This is a genomic window from Stappia indica, from assembly GCF_020177335.1.
Lineage (GTDB): Bacteria > Pseudomonadota > Alphaproteobacteria > Rhizobiales > Stappiaceae > Stappia > Stappia indica_B.
The window spans coordinates 62474-79434 of the sequence record NZ_JAIVMG010000013.1 but is presented as its reverse complement, the minus strand read 5'-3'; the positions used below and the strand labels follow the sequence as shown (position 1 = coordinate 79434).

Annotated in this window: 17 protein-coding genes; 6 read left to right on the top strand and 11 right to left on the bottom strand. The window is 66.5% G+C overall.

The features are described from left to right. Positions 1–2: 2 nt before the first annotated feature. Both LC062_RS16880 and ppdK read right to left on the bottom strand, forming a co-directional pair. Complete coding sequence (locus tag LC062_RS16880) at positions 3–962, bottom strand: ArgK/MeaB family GTPase (RefSeq protein WP_224912200.1); 960 nt, start codon at positions 960–962, stop codon at positions 3–5. Next, a complete protein-coding gene (gene ppdK, locus LC062_RS16875; protein ID WP_224912199.1) occupies positions 959–3643 on the bottom strand; it encodes a pyruvate, phosphate dikinase in 2685 nt (894 codons plus the stop codon). Before ppdK ends, LC062_RS16880 begins: the two co-directional genes overlap by 4 nt. 375 nt (positions 3644–4018) lie before the next feature. Between ppdK and LC062_RS16870 the strand changes: the two genes are divergently transcribed. Together LC062_RS16870 and LC062_RS16865 are read left to right on the top strand one after the other, a co-directional pair. Beyond that, entirely contained in the window at positions 4019–5830 is a 1812-nt protein-coding gene (locus tag LC062_RS16870; RefSeq protein WP_224912198.1) for a tetratricopeptide repeat protein, read from the top strand. After that, positions 5820–6764: a 4-(cytidine 5'-diphospho)-2-C-methyl-D-erythritol kinase gene (locus LC062_RS16865; protein ID WP_224912197.1), complete on the top strand. Its 945-nt coding sequence runs from the start codon at positions 5820–5822 to the stop codon at positions 6762–6764. The genes LC062_RS16870 and LC062_RS16865 overlap by 11 nt, the downstream gene beginning before the upstream one ends. A gap of 53 nt (positions 6765–6817) precedes the next feature. Here LC062_RS16865 and LC062_RS16860 read toward each other — a convergent pair whose 3' ends face one another. Beyond that, on the bottom strand, positions 6818–7834 hold the full coding sequence (locus LC062_RS16860) for a polyprenyl synthetase family protein (protein ID WP_404829741.1): 1017 nt from the start codon (positions 7832–7834) through the stop codon (positions 6818–6820). 214 nt (positions 7835–8048) lie between these two features. On the opposite strand from LC062_RS16860, the gene LC062_RS16855 reads away from it, so the two are divergent. Both LC062_RS16855 and LC062_RS16850 read left to right on the top strand, forming a co-directional pair. Next, the gene (locus LC062_RS16855; protein ID WP_224912195.1) at positions 8049–8303 is read left to right on the top strand and encodes a putative signal transducing protein; all 255 of its coding nucleotides are present in this window, start codon (positions 8049–8051) and stop codon (positions 8301–8303) included. After that, positions 8300–9115 (top strand): tRNA1(Val) (adenine(37)-N6)-methyltransferase, encoded by an 816-nt coding sequence (locus LC062_RS16850; RefSeq protein ID WP_224912194.1) that lies wholly within the window; start codon positions 8300–8302, stop codon positions 9113–9115. The genes LC062_RS16855 and LC062_RS16850 overlap by 4 nt, the downstream gene beginning before the upstream one ends. Before the next feature lie 7 nt (positions 9116–9122). Here the strand turns inward: LC062_RS16850 and LC062_RS16845 are convergent, their stop codons facing one another. After that, a complete protein-coding gene (locus LC062_RS16845; RefSeq protein WP_224912193.1) occupies positions 9123–9392 on the bottom strand; it encodes an usg protein in 270 nt (89 codons plus the stop codon). A gap of 264 nt (positions 9393–9656) precedes the next feature. On the opposite strand from LC062_RS16845, the gene LC062_RS16840 reads away from it, so the two are divergent. Beyond that, positions 9657–10589, top strand: a complete 933-nt coding sequence (locus tag LC062_RS16840) for an AAA family ATPase (protein WP_224912192.1) — start codon at positions 9657–9659, stop codon at positions 10587–10589. 5 nt (positions 10590–10594) lie between these two features. Then, on the top strand, positions 10595–11866 hold the full coding sequence (locus tag LC062_RS16835) for a vWA domain-containing protein (protein WP_224912191.1): 1272 nt from the start codon (positions 10595–10597) through the stop codon (positions 11864–11866). Between the two features lie 29 nt (positions 11867–11895). Here LC062_RS16835 and LC062_RS16830 read toward each other — a convergent pair whose 3' ends face one another. The 7 genes from LC062_RS16830 to LC062_RS16800 form a co-directional block, all read right to left on the bottom strand. Next, positions 11896–12621, bottom strand: a complete 726-nt coding sequence (locus LC062_RS16830) for an LrgB family protein (protein ID WP_224912190.1) — start codon at positions 12619–12621, stop codon at positions 11896–11898. Beyond that, positions 12618–13010, bottom strand: coding sequence for a CidA/LrgA family protein (locus LC062_RS16825; protein WP_224912189.1), 393 nt, complete (start codon positions 13008–13010; stop codon positions 12618–12620). The genes LC062_RS16830 and LC062_RS16825 overlap by 4 nt, the downstream gene beginning before the upstream one ends. Before the next feature lie 180 nt (positions 13011–13190). Beyond that, positions 13191–13808: a YeeE/YedE thiosulfate transporter family protein gene (locus tag LC062_RS16820; RefSeq protein WP_224912188.1), complete on the bottom strand. Its 618-nt coding sequence runs from the start codon at positions 13806–13808 to the stop codon at positions 13191–13193. Positions 13809–13820: 12 nt separating this feature from the next. Further along, the gene (locus LC062_RS16815) at positions 13821–14336 is read right to left on the bottom strand and encodes a YeeE/YedE thiosulfate transporter family protein (protein WP_224912187.1); all 516 of its coding nucleotides are present in this window, start codon (positions 14334–14336) and stop codon (positions 13821–13823) included. Positions 14337–14550: 214 nt separating this feature from the next. Continuing rightward, positions 14551–15069, bottom strand: coding sequence for a L,D-transpeptidase (locus LC062_RS16810; protein ID WP_224912186.1), 519 nt, complete (start codon positions 15067–15069; stop codon positions 14551–14553). A 189-nt stretch (positions 15070–15258) separates the two neighbouring features. After that, positions 15259–16362, bottom strand: coding sequence for a branched-chain amino acid ABC transporter substrate-binding protein (locus LC062_RS16805; RefSeq protein ID WP_224912185.1), 1104 nt, complete (start codon positions 16360–16362; stop codon positions 15259–15261). A gap of 205 nt (positions 16363–16567) precedes the next feature. Beyond that, positions 16568–16930, bottom strand: coding sequence for a DUF6867 family protein (locus LC062_RS16800; protein ID WP_224912184.1), 363 nt, complete (start codon positions 16928–16930; stop codon positions 16568–16570). Between the last annotated feature and the right edge of the window lie 31 nt (positions 16931–16961).

The following is a 16961-nucleotide window of genomic DNA, read 5'->3' as shown; positions in this document are numbered from 1 at the left end:
GCTCAGTCGAGGCGGACCACCAGGCCGAGCCGTTCGCGCATCTTCTGATCCAGCGCGCCGATGGCGCTGAACGGACCCGGACATTCGGCCAGCATCTCGTCGACGGCGCACAGCGACAGGCCGACGGATCCGAAGCGGCGGGTGATCGCGTCACGCACCCAGTGACGCTGCTGCTCCGCCCGCCGTCTGTCGCGCGCGCCGCAGCGGACAGTCTCCGCGCCAAGCCGGTCGCAGCGGTCGACGAATTCGGCGATCCCCTCACCGCTCGCCGCCGAGACCAGCACCACCTCGGGCAGATCGCCCGCACCGGCCGGCCGGGTCAGGGTCAGCGCGCCGGCCACATCGGCCCGCGCGCGGGTCGCCAGGGCACCCATGTCGGCTTTCGTCACGGCAACGATGTCGGGAAGCTCCATCACACCGGCCTTCATGAATTGCAGGCTGTCGCCGGAGCCGGGTTGAATGCACAGCGCCAGCGTGTCGGCCACCTGCGCCACATCCGCTTCCGACTGACCGATGCCGACCGATTCAACGATCACCCGGTCCATCACCGCGCGCATCACCACCACGGCGGCAATGGCATCGTCCGACAGGCCGCCAAGCCGATCGCGGGCCGCCATCGAGCGCACGAACACGCCGTCGTCTTCCGGATCGGTGGCAAGACGGGTGCGGTCGCCGAGCAGCGCCCCGCCGGTGATCTGCGAGGAGGGATCGACGGCAATGACACCGACGCGCTCACCGCGTGCCCGGCACGCCTGGATCAGTGCATTGGTCAAGGTGGATTTGCCGACGCCGGGCGGGCCCGTCAGCCCCAGCACCGTTGCCCGTGCCGCGCGCGCCGCCGCGTCGAGAAAGCCGGCAAGCATCAGGGAGCCGCGTTCGGTTTCGACCGCGGACAGCGCCCGCGCCAGAGCGGGTTTGCCGCCCTGGCGCAGTGCATTGATGGTGGCGGGCCGGCGGCTCATACGTCTCGCTGCTGAGCATCGCCATGGGCAAGGGCGGCCTGCGCCGCCGCCAGCCGGGCAATCGGCACGCGGAAGGGCGAACAGGACACGTAATCGAGGCCCACCCGCTCGCAGAAGGTGATCGAATCCGGATCGCCGCCATGCTCGCCGCAAATGCCGAGCTTCAGGTCGGGCCGGGTCGCGCGACCCCGCTCCGCGCCGATCTCGACCAACTCGCCAACCCCTTCCTGATCGAGCGACACGAACGGATCGCGCTCGACCAGCCCCAGGCGCTGATAGGCGCCAAGGAAGGAGGCCGCATCGTCCCGCGAGATGCCGAAGGTGGTCTGGGTCAGATCGTTGGTGCCGAAGGAGAAGAACTCGGCGGATTCGGCGATCTGACCGGCGCGCAGCGCGGCGCGCGGCAGCTCGATCATCGTCCCCACCTGGTACTCGATGGCCACGCCGCTTTCGCGCGAAACCGCCTCGGCCATTGCGTCGATGCGGGCCCGCACCAGATCCAGCTCGGCCTTCATGCCGACCAGCGGCACCATGATCTCCGGGGTGACCGGCGCGCCGGTGGCCTTGGCCGCGGCAACCGCCCCCTCGAAGATCGCCCGCGCCTGCATTTCGGCGATTTCCGGATAGCTCACCAGGAGCCTGCACCCGCGATGGCCGAGCATCGGGTTGAACTCGTTGAGGCTGGTGACCCGGTCCCGCAACAGGTCCGCGTCGATGCCCATCGCCTCGGCCACCTCTGCGATTTCCTCGTTGCCATGCGGCAGGAACTCATGCAGCGGCGGATCGAGCAGGCGAATGGTGACCGGCAGCCCCTGCATGATTTCGAACAGCTCGGTGAAATCGCCGCGCTGCATCGGCAAGAGACGGGCAAGCGCCGCGCGCCGGCCTTCCTCGCTGTCGGACAGGATCATTTCGCGCACAGCGAGAATCCGGTCGCCATCGAAGAACATGTGCTCAGTGCGACACAGACCGATGCCTTCCGCGCCGAAGGCCCGCGCCGCGCGCGCATCCGCCGGCGTTTCCGCGTTGGTACGCACCGCCATGCGGCGGGCCCCGTCGGCCCACTCCATCAGCCGGCCGAACTCGCCCGACATTTCCGGCTGCAGCATGGGCACCTCGCCGGCCAGCACCTGACCGGTGGTGCCGTCGATGGTGATCACATCGCCCCGGGAGAACTTGCGGCCGGCGGCGATCACCGTGCCGGAGCGATAGTCGATGCGCAGCATGCCGGCACCGGAGACGCAGGGCTTGCCCATGCCGCGCGCGACCACCGCCGCGTGGCTGGTCATGCCGCCGCGCGTGGTCAGGATCCCTTCCGCCGCATGCATTCCGTGGATGTCTTCCGGGCTGGTTTCCACCCGCACCAGGATCACCGCACGGCCCGCCGCCTTCGCCTCTTCCGCATCGTCGGAGGAGAAGACGATCTCGCCGGAGGCCGCGCCGGGCGAGGCCGGCAGACCGCTGGCGAGGATATCCCGCGCCGCCTTCGGGTCGATCATCGGATGAAGCAACTGGTCGAGCGCCGCCGGATCGACCCGCATCACCGCTTCGGATTGGCTCAGAAGCCCTTCGTCCGCCATGTCCACGGCGATCTTCAGCGCCGCCTTCGCGGTGCGCTTGCCCGCCCGGGTCTGCAGCATCCACAGCCGGCCACGCTCGATCGTGAACTCCAGATCCTGCATGTCGCGATAATGCGCCTCAAGGCGCTCGCAGATCTCGGTGAACTGGGCAAAGGCCTCCGGCATCGCCCGCTCCAGCGACAGGGCGTCGGAGCCGGCGGCGATCCGTGCGGCCTCGGTGATGTCCTGCGGGGTACGGATACCAGCCACCACGTCCTCGCCCTGAGCATTGATCAGGAACTCGCCGTAAAGCGCCTTTTCGCCGGTGGAGGGGTTGCGGGTAAACGCAACGCCGGTGGCCGAATCGGAGCCCATGTTGCCGAACACCATGGCCTGCACGTTGACCGCCGTGCCCCAGGTGCCGGGAATATTATGCAGCCGGCGATAGGTGATCGCCCGGGCGCTTTCCCAAGAGGCGAACACCGCGCTGATCGCGCCCCAAAGCTGCTCGTGCGGATCCTGCGGGAAGGGCCGGCCCAGCTCTTCCTCCACCAGCGCCTTGTAGCGCGTGATCAGCTGGCCCCAGTCTTCGGCGCTGAGGTCGGTGTCCAGCGTATGGCCGTTTTCGCCCTTGAAGCTTTCAAGGATCTCCTCGAACGCGTGATGGTCGAGGCCCATCACCACGTCGGAATACATCTGGATGAAACGGCGATAGCTGTCATAGGCAAAGCGCGGATCGCCGGAGGCCTCCGCCAACGCCGGCACGGTTGCATCGTTCAGGCCAAGATTGAGCACCGTGTCCATCATGCCGGGCATCGACACCCGCGCGCCGGAGCGCACCGACACCAGAAGCGGGTTTTGCGTATCGCCGAACCGCTTGCCGGTGATCCCGCCGATCGTCTCCAGCGCCGCGTCGACTTCGGCCTGAAGGCCGTCCGGATAGGTCTGGCCGTTCTGATCGTAATGGGTGCAGACTTCAGTGGTGATCGTAAATCCGGGAGGAACCGGCAGTCCGAGATTGCTCATCTCCGCGAGATTCGCGCCCTTGCCACCGAGAAGGTTCCTCATCTCGGCGGTTCCCTCGGCCTTGCCGTCGCCAAAGCCGTAGACCCACTTGGTCATTGCCTGCATCCTCTTGTCCTGACGGCACGCACGCACCGTTTCGCCCGGGCCCGCTCCCGCCCCGGTTGGGGTTCCACTTAAATGATGCGCTGCGGGAAACAAAGGTTTTTCGCACGAAGTGCTGGCGCGGAGCATTGCCGCCAGCGCCCGCCCACCCATATTCAGGGAAAGTGAACGTCGCGGTTTTGTGACATTTTTCGCTCCCCCCTGCCCTCCACTGCGCCGGTGACGGTCCGGGAGCGAGGGGATCGGTGTTCCGCAAGGCCGGGCCGCCGGCTTGCGGCGCGGTCACAATGAGGCCATCCTCAGGTCACGTATTGATGCAAATGAGTCGGTTCCGCGCTCACGGCAGCAAAGGTCAGCAAGTCCCCTATCATGATGCGATGCCCCGTTTTCCGCCGCCCCGAGTGCTCCGCGCCTCACAAGCATGAGGCCTTCAGACGCGCACGGGCCGCCCGTGCCGTCGCGACCGGCCTCGCGCTTGCCCTCCTGGCCGCTCCCGCGCCGAGCCGGGCGGAAGCGGCTCCGCAACAGACCGGCACCGCCGAGGAGCTGCCGATCACGCTCAGCGGCAGCTACCTTGCCGGCCGCTATGCCGGCCAGACCAATGACCTTGCCAATGCCGCTGCGTTCTTCGCCGAGGCGCTGACGGCGGATCCGGGCAACCCGTTCCTGCTCGACCGCGCCTTCGTGCTGCAACTCGCCAATGGCGACATCCAGGAAGCGCTTGACTTGGCGCAGCGGCTCCAGATCGAGCAATCCGATCATTTCATCGCCCGGCTGCTGCTCGCCACCGATGCCTTTCGCGCCGGCGAATACAATGAGGCAGCCATCCTTCTGGACAGCGAGGCACGCGGTCCGCTGGCGGAACTCACCTCCGGACTGATACGCGCCTGGGCGCTGGCGGCCACCGGCGAGTCCTCGCGCGCGCTCGATGTCATCGCCCGGCTTGAGGGACCGAGCTGGTACGCCGTGTTCAAGAGTTATCACACCGGCCTGATCCAGGATCAGGTGGGACAGAACGCGGCCGCGCTGGAGAATTTCCGCGACGCCTACGAGACCGATCGCGGCGCGCTGCGGGTTGTCGACGCCTATGCCCGCTCCCTCGCCGCAAGCGGCGACAGCAAGGCCGCACTGGACCTCCTGACCGAATACGACAAGATCGTGCCCGATCATCCTTCCCTCAAGGCAACTGGGAGACTGATCGAAAGCGGCGAAACACCTCCCGTCATGGCCGCCACCCCGGCGGCGGGCGCTGCGGAAGTGCTCTACGGCCTCGGCGCCGCAATCGGCCGCGACGGCGGCGAGGAACTGGCGGCGGTATTCCTGCAACTGGCGCTGTACCTCGACGAAGACGCGGATGTGGCCTCCATCGCTCTTGCCGCGCTGTTCGACCGGCTTGGCAATCCGCAGCGAGCCATCGACGTCCTGGAAGGGGTGCGGGAGGCTTCGCCCCTGAAGCGCGATGCGGAAATCCAGATCGGCCTCAATTACAATGCCCTCGACCGGTTGGAGGAAGCACGCGCTCATCTCGCCGCTCTGGTCAAAAGCGACCCGTCCGACATTGAGGCGGTGTCCGCCCTCGGCAACGTCTTCCGCGCCCGCAAGATGTTCAAGGAGGCGGAGGAGACCTACAGCACCGGCATCGCCACCCTGGCAAAGCCGGAAGGCAAGCACTGGACGCTGTTCTATTATCGCGGCATCTGCCGGGAACGGCTGAAGAAATGGGACGAGGCGGAAGCCGATTTCCGCCGTTCGCTCGACCTCTGGCCGGACCAGCCGCTGGTGCTCAACTACCTCGGCTATTCGCTGGTCGATCAGGGCAAGAAGCTCGATGAGGCCCTGGAAATGATTCGCAAGGCCGTCGAGCTGCGGCCCAAGGATGGCTACATCGTCGACAGCCTCGGCTGGGCCTATTACCGGCTCGGCCGCTATGACGATGCGGTGCGCGAACTGGAAAAGGCCGTGGAATTGCGTCCGGAGGATCCCGTGATCAACGATCACCTGGGTGATGCCTATTGGCAGGTCGGCCGGCGGCTCGAAGCCCGGTTCCAGTGGAACCATGCGCGCGATCTGAAGCCGGAAGAGGACATCCTGCCGCTGATCCTCGACAAGATCGAGAAAGGCATGGCCGAAGCGGAGCCCCTGCCGACCACCAAGGCGGACCCGTCGGGAAGTGGCGGCTGACGCAAAGGGCCGCTCCATGGCGTCGTCCTCCACCACGCGCAGCCGTCTTGCGCCTGCGAAAGTCAACTACGCCCTGCATGTCACCGGCCGGCGCGCCGATGGCTATCACCTGATCGACAGCCTCGTCGGATTTCCCGCGATCGGCGATAGGGTGACCGCCAGCCCCGCCGCCGAAGGGTTCGACCTTGTCGTCTCCGGCCCCTTCGCCGAGCCGCTGGCAAGAGCTGGCAACATGGCGGAAAATCTGGTGCTGCAGGCCGCGGGCGCGCTGGCACACCATGCCGGCATCGCACCGCAGGGCCTGCATCTGACCCTTGAAAAGAACCTGCCCATCGCCGCCGGCATCGGTGGCGGCTCCAGCGACGCCGCCGCAACGCTCAAGCTCTTGCGCGATCTCTGGGCGCCGGATCTTGCCGACGCGGAGCTTGCCCGGATCGGCCTTGCCCTCGGCGCGGATCTGCCCATGTGCCTCAACGGCCGGCCGGCGCGCGTCACCGGCATCGGCGAGACCGTCACCGCCGTTCCGCCGCTGCCCGATCACACCCTGCTTCTGGTCAATCCGGGCACCTGCATCGCCACACCAACCATCTTCAAGGCGCTGACGCGGCGCGACAACCCCCCCTTGCCGGACCTGCCCCGCGGCGGCTTTGGGTCTCTGGAGGATTTTGTCGACTGGCTCGGCGAAACCCGCAACGATCTCGAACCGCCGGCGATCGACACCGCCCCGGTGATCGGCGAGGTGCTAGCGGCACTCCGCCAGCATCAGCCGATCCGCCTGGCCCGTATGTCCGGCTCCGGCGCCACGTGCTTCGCGATTGTGGATAACGCGGTGGAGGCGGGCGAAATCGCCGCGCGCATCGCCGCGCAACACGCGAACTGGTGGATTCGCTCGGCCCCGGTCATCTCAAGTCAAGGCACCGCCGACGGCACCTGACGGAGGCGGCACGCCGCCTCTTTTTCTCTTTTCGGAAAGCGCTTGTCGGCCGGTCAGCAGATCCGGGCGATGCAGAAATCGACCGCTTCGGCCAGGGCATCGCGATGGGCGCCCGCCGGAACAGCCTCCAGCGCCGACAGCGCTTCGGCGCCGAAGTCACGGGCGCGTGTCACCGTATCGGCCAGCGCATCGGTCGTCCGCATCAGAGCAACCGCCTGCTCCAGATCGCCGTCGCGCACGTCCCGCTCTTCCAGGCAGCGGCGCCAGAAGGCACGGTCCGCATCCTGACCGCGCTGAATGGCGAGGATCACCGGAAGGGTAATCTTGCCCTCGCGCAGATCGTCGCCGGTGTCCTTGCCCAGATCGCTCGCCGAGCCGCCATAATCCAGCACATCGTCGACAAGCTGGAAAGCCAGCCCCAGCGCCATGCCATAGCTGCGCGCCGACGCGCGCACCGATGCATCGGCCCCGGCGATCACCGGCCCGACCTCGGCGGCAGCAGCGAACAGCGCCGCCGTCTTCGCCTCGATCACCTCCATGTAGCGCGCCTCGGTGGTGCCGATATCCTCCGCCGCGCCAAGCTGCATCACCTCACCTTCGGCGATCACCGCCGAAGCGCCCGACAGGATGCGCAGCGCATCCAGCGAGCCCACATCGACCATCATCTTGAAGGCCTGGCCCAGCAGGTAGTCACCGACCAGAACGCTGGCCTGGTTGCCCCAGAGCTTGCGCGCCGCCAGTTTTCCGCGCCGCATGTCGCTTTCGTCGACCACGTCGTCATGCAACAGCGTCGCGGTGTGCATGAACTCCACGCTCGCCGCCAGCCCCACATGGCCGTCGCCGCGATAGCCGCACAACTCCGCCATCGCCAGCGTCAGCATCGGCCTGAGCCGCTTGCCGCCGGAGGAGATCAGGTGGCGCGCGATTTCCGGTATCAGGTCGACATTCGAGCCGGCCTTCGACAGGATGAGCTCGTTCACGGCGGACATTCCACCGGCGGTCAGATCGACCAGCCGTTGAATACTCGCCGCGTCGGACCGCGTCTCGCGGAGAGGAACGACAACACCCACCTTGAAAACCTTTTTTGCTTGACGGTTCGGCGGGACAATAGGTCCGGCATCAACGTCGGGCAAGCCATCTTTCGATGCACCCACCCCGGAAGACAACCGGTGGAGTAAATTGCCGCACCCGACGGGTCCGACAAGAGCCACGTGAGCAACGGTTTCCTTCCCGGCGGCGGCGCTCTATCCTCCCCATCACCAAATCACCCGATGGTAACACAGCATGGTCCCGTTGCTTCGCACCAATGACATGGTGCTGATCTCCTTTGTCGAAGCGCTGCTTGCCGATGCCGGCATTGCCCATTTCGTCCTCGACGGCAACATGAGCGTGGTCGAGGGCTCGCTTGGCATCCTCGCACGCCGGCTGATGGTCGAGGAGGAAGACCTCGAAAGCGCCCGGCGCATCCTGCGCGAGGCCGGCCTTGGCCATGAGCTTGGCGCCGACACCGCCCCGGCAGCGGGCGGTGCCGGCAAATGAGCGCCGCCAGCGAGAGCGAGCCCGCACCGCTCGCCGCCCGAAACATCACAAAGGATGCCTTTCTCGGCGGACAGGTGCAGATCCTGCAACCGGCCAAGGGCTTTCACCGGGCCGGCCTCGATGCGGTCTATCTTGCCGCCGCCGTGCCGGCGACAACGAAAGGCCATGTGGTGGACCTGGGCTCCGGCGTGGGAACAGCCGGCTTCTGTCTCGCCGCACGGTTGCCGGACGTCAGGGTCACGCTGGTCGACCGCGACCGGCAGGCGCTGGCCCTCGCCCGCGAGGCGCTCGACCTCCCGGAAAACGCGGCCTTTGCCGGGCGAACGACCCTGCTGGAAGCGGATGTCACCGCCAGGGGACGGGAGCGGCACGCCGCCGGCCTGACGCCCTCGCTTGCCGATCACGTGGTGATGAACCCGCCCTACTACACGGGTGGACGTTTTCGCGCCTCGCCGGCAAGCGCCCGGGCCGGGGCTCATGTGCTGGAGGCCGAAGGGCTGGAGCCCTGGGCCCGGGTGGCGACCGACATCCTCAAGGAAGGCGGCAGCCTGACCGTCATCTTCCGTGCCGATGGCCTTGGCGAGCTGCTTGAGGTGCTGCCGGGCCGCTTTGGCGCCATCGACGTCATCCCCTTGCGCCCACGCCCGGAGGCCGCGGCCACCCGGATCCTGATCCGCGCGATCCGCGCCAGCCGCGCCCCCTTGCGCCTGCTGCCCGGCTTCGTGCTGCACGAAGGCTCGGGCTCCGACTTCACGCGCGAGGCCCGTGCGGTGATGCGCGACGGCGCTGGCCTCACCCTGCCGCCGCGCTAGGGTCCGGTCAGTGGATCGGAAATTCCGCGTCGAGCAGACGCCAGTCGGTCGGGCCGATCAGGTCCCGATGCGCCACCATCACCGAATGCAGCTTGCCGTCGAGATCGCGCTGCCAGAAACGCAGGAAGCGGCTCAACTCGGGAAATCTGGGCGCCTTGTCGAAGGTCTGCCAGAGAAAGCTCTGCAACAGGTCCGGATGGTCGGGCATATGATAGAGGATCTGCGCCGTCAGCAGCCCGTATCCATCCAGTTGACGGGAAAAGTCCGAAGTCTTCATGACCGAACCTCCTAAGGTTTCCCCACCCCCGGGACCGTTCATCGTTCCCGAGTTTCAGTCTCTAGAGAATATGGTTAACGAGACGTTAAAGGACAGCCACGACAGCCTGCCGAACACTTGATCGTGACCGGGGAGGATCGCGGCACACCCTGTTGCCCTGTACCCTGCCAATTCCGGCAAAAGGCCTTTATGATCCGGGAAACGCGCAAGATGGCACCCTGTCGCTCAAAGGGTGCGGACCCCAACCAGCATTCGGGAGGTCAGATGACTTCGCAGCCCCTGCCCGCTTCCATCGACGACACCCAGAAGCTTCTGGACAGCCAGGGCTATGTGGGCGACCGCGCCCTGGCCACCGTGCTGCATCTGGCGCTGCGGATGAACCGCCCCTTGTTCCTGGAAGGCGAGGCCGGGGTGGGCAAGACGGAAATCGCCAAGGTCTTGTCGAGTGCGCTCGGCCGTGACCTGATCCGCCTGCAATGCTACGAGGGGCTCGATGTCTCCACTGCGGTCTATGAATGGAACTACGCCGCGCAGATGGTCGAGATCCGGGTGTCGGAAGCCGCCGGCGATGCCGATCACGAGGCCCTGTCCAAGGATGTGTTCAGCGAGCGCTTCCTGATCCGCCGGCCGGTGCTGCAGGCGCTGCAACCCTCCCTGAAAGGCCCGCCGGTGTTTCTCATCGACGAGCTCGACCGGGCGGACGAGGCCTTCGAGGCCTTTCTGCTGGAGGTGCTGGCCGACAATCAGGTGACCATTCCCGAGCTGGGCGTCGTCCATGCCGAGGCCCCGCCCATCGTCATAATCACCACCAACCGCACCCGCGAGATCCACGACGCGCTGAAGCGCCGCTGTCTCTATCACTGGGTCGACTATCCGGACGCGGAGCGCGAGCTGGAGATCGTCCGGCGCAAGGTGCCGGGCGCCGCCGAACGGCTCAGCCGCGAGCTGGTCGCCTTCGTGCAGAAACTGCGCAGCGAGGAAGATCTGTTCAAGCAGCCCGGGGTCGCCGAAACCCTCGATTGGGCCACCGCCCTGACCGAGCTCAACGAAATCGCCCTCGATCCGGACATGGTCTCCGACACCCTCGGCGTGCTCCTGAAGTATCAGGACGACATCGACCGGGTGCGCGGCTCCACCGCCCGGCGGATGATCGACGAGCTGCGCGCCGCATTCGATCGGGAAGCGGCGGCGGATTGACGGCGATGCCCCCACTCGACAGCCCCCCGCCTGACAGCGCCGCCCCCTCCCATGACGGACGGATCGCCGACAACATCGTCCATTTCGCCCGCACCCTGCGCAAGGCCGGCATGCCGGTCGGGCCGGCCAGCGTCGTCGATGCGGTGCGCGCGGTCGAGCTTGCCGGCATCCGCAGCCGGGAGGACCTCTACTGGACGCTGCATGCGGTGTTCGTGCGCAAGCACGACCACCGGGTGATCTTCGACGAGGCCTTCCGCATTTACTGGAAGTCCCGCGGGCTCGTGGAAAAGCTCTTGTCGATCCTCTCGCCCGTGGCGCCGCCACGCACTGAGCCGGACAAGCCGAAAGCCGGGCAAACGAGGGTCGCGCAGGCGTTCCAGGCCACCCGGGACCGGCAATCCCAGAGCGAGAAGGAAGAGCTGGAGGTCGACGCCCGGTTCACCGTTTCCGGCCGCGAGCTGTTGCAGCGCAAGGACTTCGCGCAGATGAACGCGCAGGAGATCCGCGCCGCGCAAGCTGAGCTTCGGCGCATGGTGATGCCGATCGAGAAGATCCGCCAGCGCCGGCTGGTGGCCGCGGCCCGTGGCCGCATCGACCCGCGCAGCACCCTGCGCGCCACCTTGCGCACCGGCGGCGCCATGATCGCGCTAAAGCACCGGCGGCCCGACACGCGGCGCCCGCCGATCGTCGCCCTGTGCGACATTTCCGGCTCCATGAGCCAGTACACCCGCATCCTCCTGCATTTCCTCCATGCGCTGACCGAGGAGCGGCGCAACGTCCACACCTTCCTGTTCGGCACGCGGCTGACCAATGTCACCCGGCAGCTGCGCATGAAGGATCCGGACGAGGCGCTGATCGCCTGTTCGCAAGGGGTGGAGGACTGGTCCGGTGGCACCCGCATCGCCACGGCGCTCGCCGATTTCAACAAGCACTGGTCCCGCCGGGTGCTGTCCGGCGGCCCATTGGTGCTGCTCGTCACCGACGGGCTGGAGCGGGACACGGATGAGGATCTGGCCCGGGAGATGGACCGGCTGCACCGCTCCTGCCGGCGGCTGATCTGGCTCAACCCGCTGCTGCGCTTCGACGGTTTCGAGGCCCGCGCCAAGGGCGTGCGAGCGATGCTGCCGCATGTGGACGAATTCCGGGCGGTGCATTCGCTCGATGCGGTGGCCGACCTTTGCCGGGCGCTCGGCGGGGAGAGCGGCAATGGCGGCGAGAGCACCGATCCGCGCGCCTGGCTGCGCGCCGCCGACCGAGCGGAACGCGCCCGCGCCTGACCTTTCGCGCCAGAAAGCCGGCGAAGGCGCTACAGCGACACGAAGAGCTGCCACAGAAGCGGCAGCAAGATCGCAGTGGCGATGGCGTTCAGCCCCATCGCCAGCCCGGCGAAGGCGCCGGCGGTCTCGTTGACCTGCAGCGCCCGCGCCGTGCCGATACCATGGGCGGCAACGCCGATGGCAAAGCCGCGCGCCCGCCAATCGCGCACCCGCAGAAGATCGAGCAGCGGCGGCCCCAGCGCCGCGCCGAGGATACCTGTCAGGATCACCAGAACGGCGGTCAGCGACGGCAGGCCGCCCAGCGCCTCGGCAATGCCCATGGCGACCGGCGCCGTTACCGACTTCGGCGCGAGCGAGGCAAGGGTCTGCGCCCCCGCCCCCATCGCCCAGGCGATGCCGACCGCCGAAAGAATAGCGCACAGCGAGCCGGCGATGAGGCTGACGCCAATCGCCAGCGCCGAGCGGCGCACGGTGGCGAGCTGTCGGTAAAGCGGCAGCGCCAGCGCCACGGTGGCCGGCCCGAGCAGGAAATGCACGAACTGCGCCCCGTCGAAATAAACCGCGTAGTCGGTGCCACTCACCAGCAGCAGCCCGCTGATCAGCGCCACCGCGATCAGCACCGGATTGGCCAGCGGATGGCCGCCAAGGCGACGGGAAAGAGCCAGCCCGGCCTGATAGGCGACAAGGGTCAGCGTCAGCGCCGCCAGTGGGCTGGCGGACAGATAAACCCAGATTTCGGCGAGCGGATCAGTCATTGGCCGGCCTCGGAGGGCTTGGTGGCCTCGCCCGGTTGCCTCATGCCGTCGCCGTCCCCGCGCAGGCACAGGCGCATGATCCCGGCGGTAACGGCAATAGTGAGCAAGGTGCTGATGAGCAACGACACGGACAGCGCCGCCCCCTCCCGCCCCAGCAGGCCGATGTGCAGGACAACCCCGACGCCGGCGGGCACGAACAACAGCGCCAGGTGGCCGAGCAACGCATCGCCCACGCCGGCAAGCGCCACGGGAATGCCGCCGCGCAGCACCAGCCCGGCGAACAGAAGCACCATGCCGACCACCGGCCCGGGCACCGGCAGGCCGGTGCCCGCCACCAGCATTTCGCCGGCAAGCTGGCAACACAGGATCACGGTCAGCGCGCCAAGCATCAAGTTGTCTCCCGTCAGGTGCTCCTTACGAAAACCGAGGGCACGAGAATGCCGCCTTGCCCCCGCCACGACAAGCCCGACGACAGTTGACCCCGGACACGAAAAATCCCTTCCCTCCCCGTTGGATCAAGGAGGAGGAAAGGGATTCTCAGGTTAGCGAAGGCGGCAATTTTGCCGGCGTTACTCCGCTGGGGCCGAATAGCCGCGCCCTGCCGGCACGGCATCATGCTCCAGAAGCGCCTCCGCCTTGTCCATATCCGCCTGCCACGGCACGAGCCGCTCCAGCACCACCAGGAAGGCCGCGAGCATTGCCGCAAGGATCAGGGCCAGCCCCCAGAACGGCAACGGCAGAAGGTCGGCGAAGGTGATCTTGCCGTAGCTGCCGAACGACAGGGCCGCACCGATCCAGTCGATGTTGTAGCCGTAGAAGATCGCCCCGGCGATACCGCCGGCGATCACCGCATAGGCGTCGCGATAGCCGGCCCCGGCCTGCGCCAGTGCCGTGCCCGGACAGGCGCCGGCAAGCGCGATGCCCACGCCAAGGATCAGCCCGCCGATCAGCACCGGACCGAGCGCGAAAGACTTCGGATGCAGGGCAACGCCGAAGAGGCCATTCAGCACCGCAAGTGCGATCAGACCGGTAATGGTCGCGGCGAGGAACATCTTCAGCATGGTGAAGTTGCGGAACTGAAACTGGCCAACAAGGACGCCCGGTTCCATCACCCGGCTTTTCTCCAGCGCGACCCCGAAAACGGCCCCCATGGCGAGGCCGAGCAACACGAGCCAGAATATCGACATGCTGGTGCCTCCTCAGATCTTCTTCATCAAGGCGGCTGTGAGAATGCCGCCCGCGAACATCGCCGCAACCGCGACGGTCGAGCCGACCGCCAGTTGCGCCATACCGGAAATGCCGTGACCGGACGTGCAGCCACCGGCGATCCGTGCGCCCAGAAGCAGGACGAAGCCGCCGACAAAGCCCAACGCCAAACGCGACCCCAGCGAGGTCACGCCGGTGAGCCGGGTCCAGGCGGGAGAAAACGTGGCCCGCCGGCTGCTCGACGCCCGGGCCGACAGCCACGCCCCAAGGGCGATGCCGATCACCAGCGCCGATTGCCAGATGTATTTGTCGGCACTCATGTACTTGGCGAAATAGGCGATATCGCTGACCCCGGCATCGAACAGGCTCGCGACCCAAGCCCCGGCGGTGACAAAGGAGGACGAAGCGCCAAGGGCCGTATCGACCAGGAGGAAGGCGGGAATTTGCAGCAAACCGATCACAATGCCCGCCACATAGGGCGACCAATGTCTCTTGGAGAGCGACAGCATGACAGGCTCCTATGTTTTTTATAATTTTATAATATTCGAATTCTTGAATTCAATAAATCCGGAAAAACCCGCAAACTGGTACGGCGCCCCCTCAGAGCCGCACCGGCCTGCAGGTGTCCGGCGGAAGGACGCCCTTCGCGCCTGACGAAAACCCGCCGCCGCCGTCAACACGGCAACGGCGGCGTCAGCTGAAAAGACTGGCAAATCATCGGCGTCAGTTGACGGCGACCACGGGCGTGCGCACGCCGACCCGGCGGAACAGATCGGCGATATCGGCGTTGTTCATGCGGATACAGCCATAGGACACCGCCCGCCCGATCAGCCCCGGTCGGTTGGTGCCGTGGATCGCATATTCGCCGCCCGCCAGCGTCATCGCCGCCACGCCCATCGGATTGTTGCGGGCCCCGCCGGGGATGACGGCGGGCAGATGCGGCAGGTCGCGCTTGACCTCCGCCGGCGGCGACCAGGCCGGGCGCACATGCATCCCCTTGATATAGGTCCGGCCCCGCCAGACCTTGCCGCGCTTGCCGACCGCGACCGGGTAGCGCAGGGCCGTACCGCCGCGCTGCACCAGATAGAGCCGCCGCTCGCTGTTGTGAACGACAATGGTCCCGGGCGCGAACCGGGCATCGCGAAAGGCCACCAGATCCGGCGCGGCGCTGGCCGCACCGGTCCACAAGATGACGCCGATCACCACGTAGATCGCCACCAAGCCCCAGATAACCTTGTGCATGACGACACCCCGCTTATCCTTGACAAAGAGTTTACGGGAAAGCGCAGACCGGCAGTACAAACGATTCGTGAAATCTCTTGTTAAGGTTATCAAGCGCGCTGCCACGAGCCTCCGGACATGCAAAAACCCCGCCCGGAGAACCGGACGGGGCTTCGCGATCCCGGGCGGTATCGGCCCCGGATGACAGTCTTACTTCAGGTAGTCGTAGTTGCCGTCCTTCCACTCGTAGAACACGTAACCGGGCAGGGTCACGTCGCCCTTGTCGTCGAAGGACAGGCTGCCGAGCACCGTGGCGAATTCGCCGTCGTTCAGCTTCTCGGTCACCGCGTCATAGTCGGTCGAGCCGGCGGCACGCACCGCATCGGCCCAGGCCTGGATCGCCGCGTAGGTGTAGAGCGAATAGCCCTCGGCGGTCCGGCCGGCGGCCTCAAGCGCCTTCACCACCGGAGCAGCGATCTCGTTCTTGCGCGGATCCGGCGAGAAGGTCATCAGCGTGCCGGAGCCGACATCACCGGTGATCGACCAGTATTCGTCGGTCACCAGCGCATCGCCCGAGACGAGGATCGTGTCCATGCCCTGTTCGGCCATCTGACGCTTGATGAGGCCGGCCTCGGTATGATAGCCGCCCACATAAAGAACGCCAATGTTCTCCGACTTGAGCTTGGACACCAGCGCGGTATAGTCCTTTTCACCGGCGGTGTAGGCCTCGTAGAGGGTCTCCTTCTTGCCGGCTTCGTTCATGTACTTCTTGGTTTCGTCGGCAAGACCCTTGCCATAGGCGGTCTTGTCGTGGATCACCGCAATGTTCTTGTCGGCGAAATTCTTGGCAAGGAAGGCACCGGCGACCTGGCCCTGCTGATCGTCACGGCCGCATACGCGGAACACGCCCGGACCGGGACGCTCGTCGGTGAACTTCGGATTGGTCGAGGCCGGCGAGATCTGGATGATCCCCTCTTCCGCATAGACCTGGCTGGCCGGGATCGACGAGCCGGAGCAGAAATGGCCTGCAACCAGCGCCACGTTCTTGCCGACCATCTGGTTGGCGACGGCAACCGCCTGCTTCGGATCGCAGGCGTCATCGCCCACTTCCAGAACCAGCATTTCGCCGTTGATGCCGCCGGCGGCGTTGATGTCCTCAACCGCCTGTTCGGCGCCGGCCTTCATCTGCGCGCCGAAGGAGGCGTACTGGCCGGTCATCGGCCCTGCGGTGGCAATGACGATATCGGCGAAGGCGGCGCTCGAAACACCCATGCCGACAACGGCGGCGACACTCGCCAGAAGAACCTTTTTCATAAAATAATCTCCCCTTGCTCCAGATGCATTTCGCGGCCCCCATCGGGCCGGTTGCTGGACCACTCTGGTCGCGGACTGTTTGCCCGCAAGTCGGCGGATTTTTCCGCCATGTGCCGAAAGAGTATCGCCTTTTCCATCAAAGTCGAGCACTTCGGCAGCTTCCCGCGAAAGGCGCGAAACGCCCCTCGCGAAAATGACAGGGCCCTCAGGCCCCCACGTCCCGCGCACCCGGCTTCAGGCGCCAGGAAAACGGGCTCGTCTTCTCGTAAAGCCAGCGATACTGCTGGGTCATCTGCCCGGTGCGCGTCACCCGCCAGCCGGTCAGCGACACCCCCAGCAGCAGCACGAAAGCCACCAGCCAGTGCTGAACGGACAGCAGCGTGCCTCCATAGAGCGCAAAGCTGAGGAACCGCACCGCCAACGACAGCAGAAAGGTGAACCAAACCAGCGTTCGCAAGGGCCGCCAGGTCAGGGCGCAGGCCCGCCCCGTCGCCCAGGCGGCCATGCTGCCGAGCACCAACGTGAGAATGATGAAGCCCGCAAGGCTCGTATCGTAGAGGAAACCCATCTTCGTCCTCCCAGGATCACGCGGCGAAGCC

Coding starts and splice junctions, on each gene's coding strand:
- LC062_RS16820 (WP_224912188.1), bottom strand. CDS start 13,808: ATGTCGATATTCTGGCTCGTGTTGCTCGGCCTCGCCATGGGGGCCGTT.
- LC062_RS16810 (WP_224912186.1), bottom strand. CDS start 15,069: ATGCACAAGGTTATCTGGGGCTTGGTGGCGATCTACGTGGTGATCGGC.
- LC062_RS16850 (WP_224912194.1), top strand. CDS start 8,300: ATGAGCGCCGCCAGCGAGAGCGAGCCCGCACCGCTCGCCGCCCGAAAC.
- LC062_RS16825 (WP_224912189.1), bottom strand. CDS start 13,010: ATGCTTGGCGCGCTGACCGTGATCCTGTGTTGCCAGCTTGCCGGCGAA.
- LC062_RS16835 (WP_224912191.1), top strand. CDS start 10,595: ATGCCCCCACTCGACAGCCCCCCGCCTGACAGCGCCGCCCCCTCCCAT.
- LC062_RS16870 (WP_224912198.1), top strand. CDS start 4,019: ATGATGCGATGCCCCGTTTTCCGCCGCCCCGAGTGCTCCGCGCCTCAC.
- LC062_RS16855 (WP_224912195.1), top strand. CDS start 8,049: ATGGTCCCGTTGCTTCGCACCAATGACATGGTGCTGATCTCCTTTGTC.
- LC062_RS16830 (WP_224912190.1), bottom strand. CDS start 12,621: ATGACTGATCCGCTCGCCGAAATCTGGGTTTATCTGTCCGCCAGCCCA.
- ppdK (WP_224912199.1), bottom strand. CDS start 3,643: ATGACCAAGTGGGTCTACGGCTTTGGCGACGGCAAGGCCGAGGGAACC.
- LC062_RS16840 (WP_224912192.1), top strand. CDS start 9,657: ATGACTTCGCAGCCCCTGCCCGCTTCCATCGACGACACCCAGAAGCTT.
- LC062_RS16815 (WP_224912187.1), bottom strand. CDS start 14,336: ATGCTGTCGCTCTCCAAGAGACATTGGTCGCCCTATGTGGCGGGCATT.
- LC062_RS16880 (WP_224912200.1), bottom strand. CDS start 962: ATGAGCCGCCGGCCCGCCACCATCAATGCACTGCGCCAGGGCGGCAAA.
- LC062_RS16800 (WP_224912184.1), bottom strand. CDS start 16,930: ATGGGTTTCCTCTACGATACGAGCCTTGCGGGCTTCATCATTCTCACG.
- LC062_RS16805 (WP_224912185.1), bottom strand. CDS start 16,362: ATGAAAAAGGTTCTTCTGGCGAGTGTCGCCGCCGTTGTCGGCATGGGT.
- LC062_RS16845 (WP_224912193.1), bottom strand. CDS start 9,392: ATGAAGACTTCGGACTTTTCCCGTCAACTGGATGGATACGGGCTGCTG.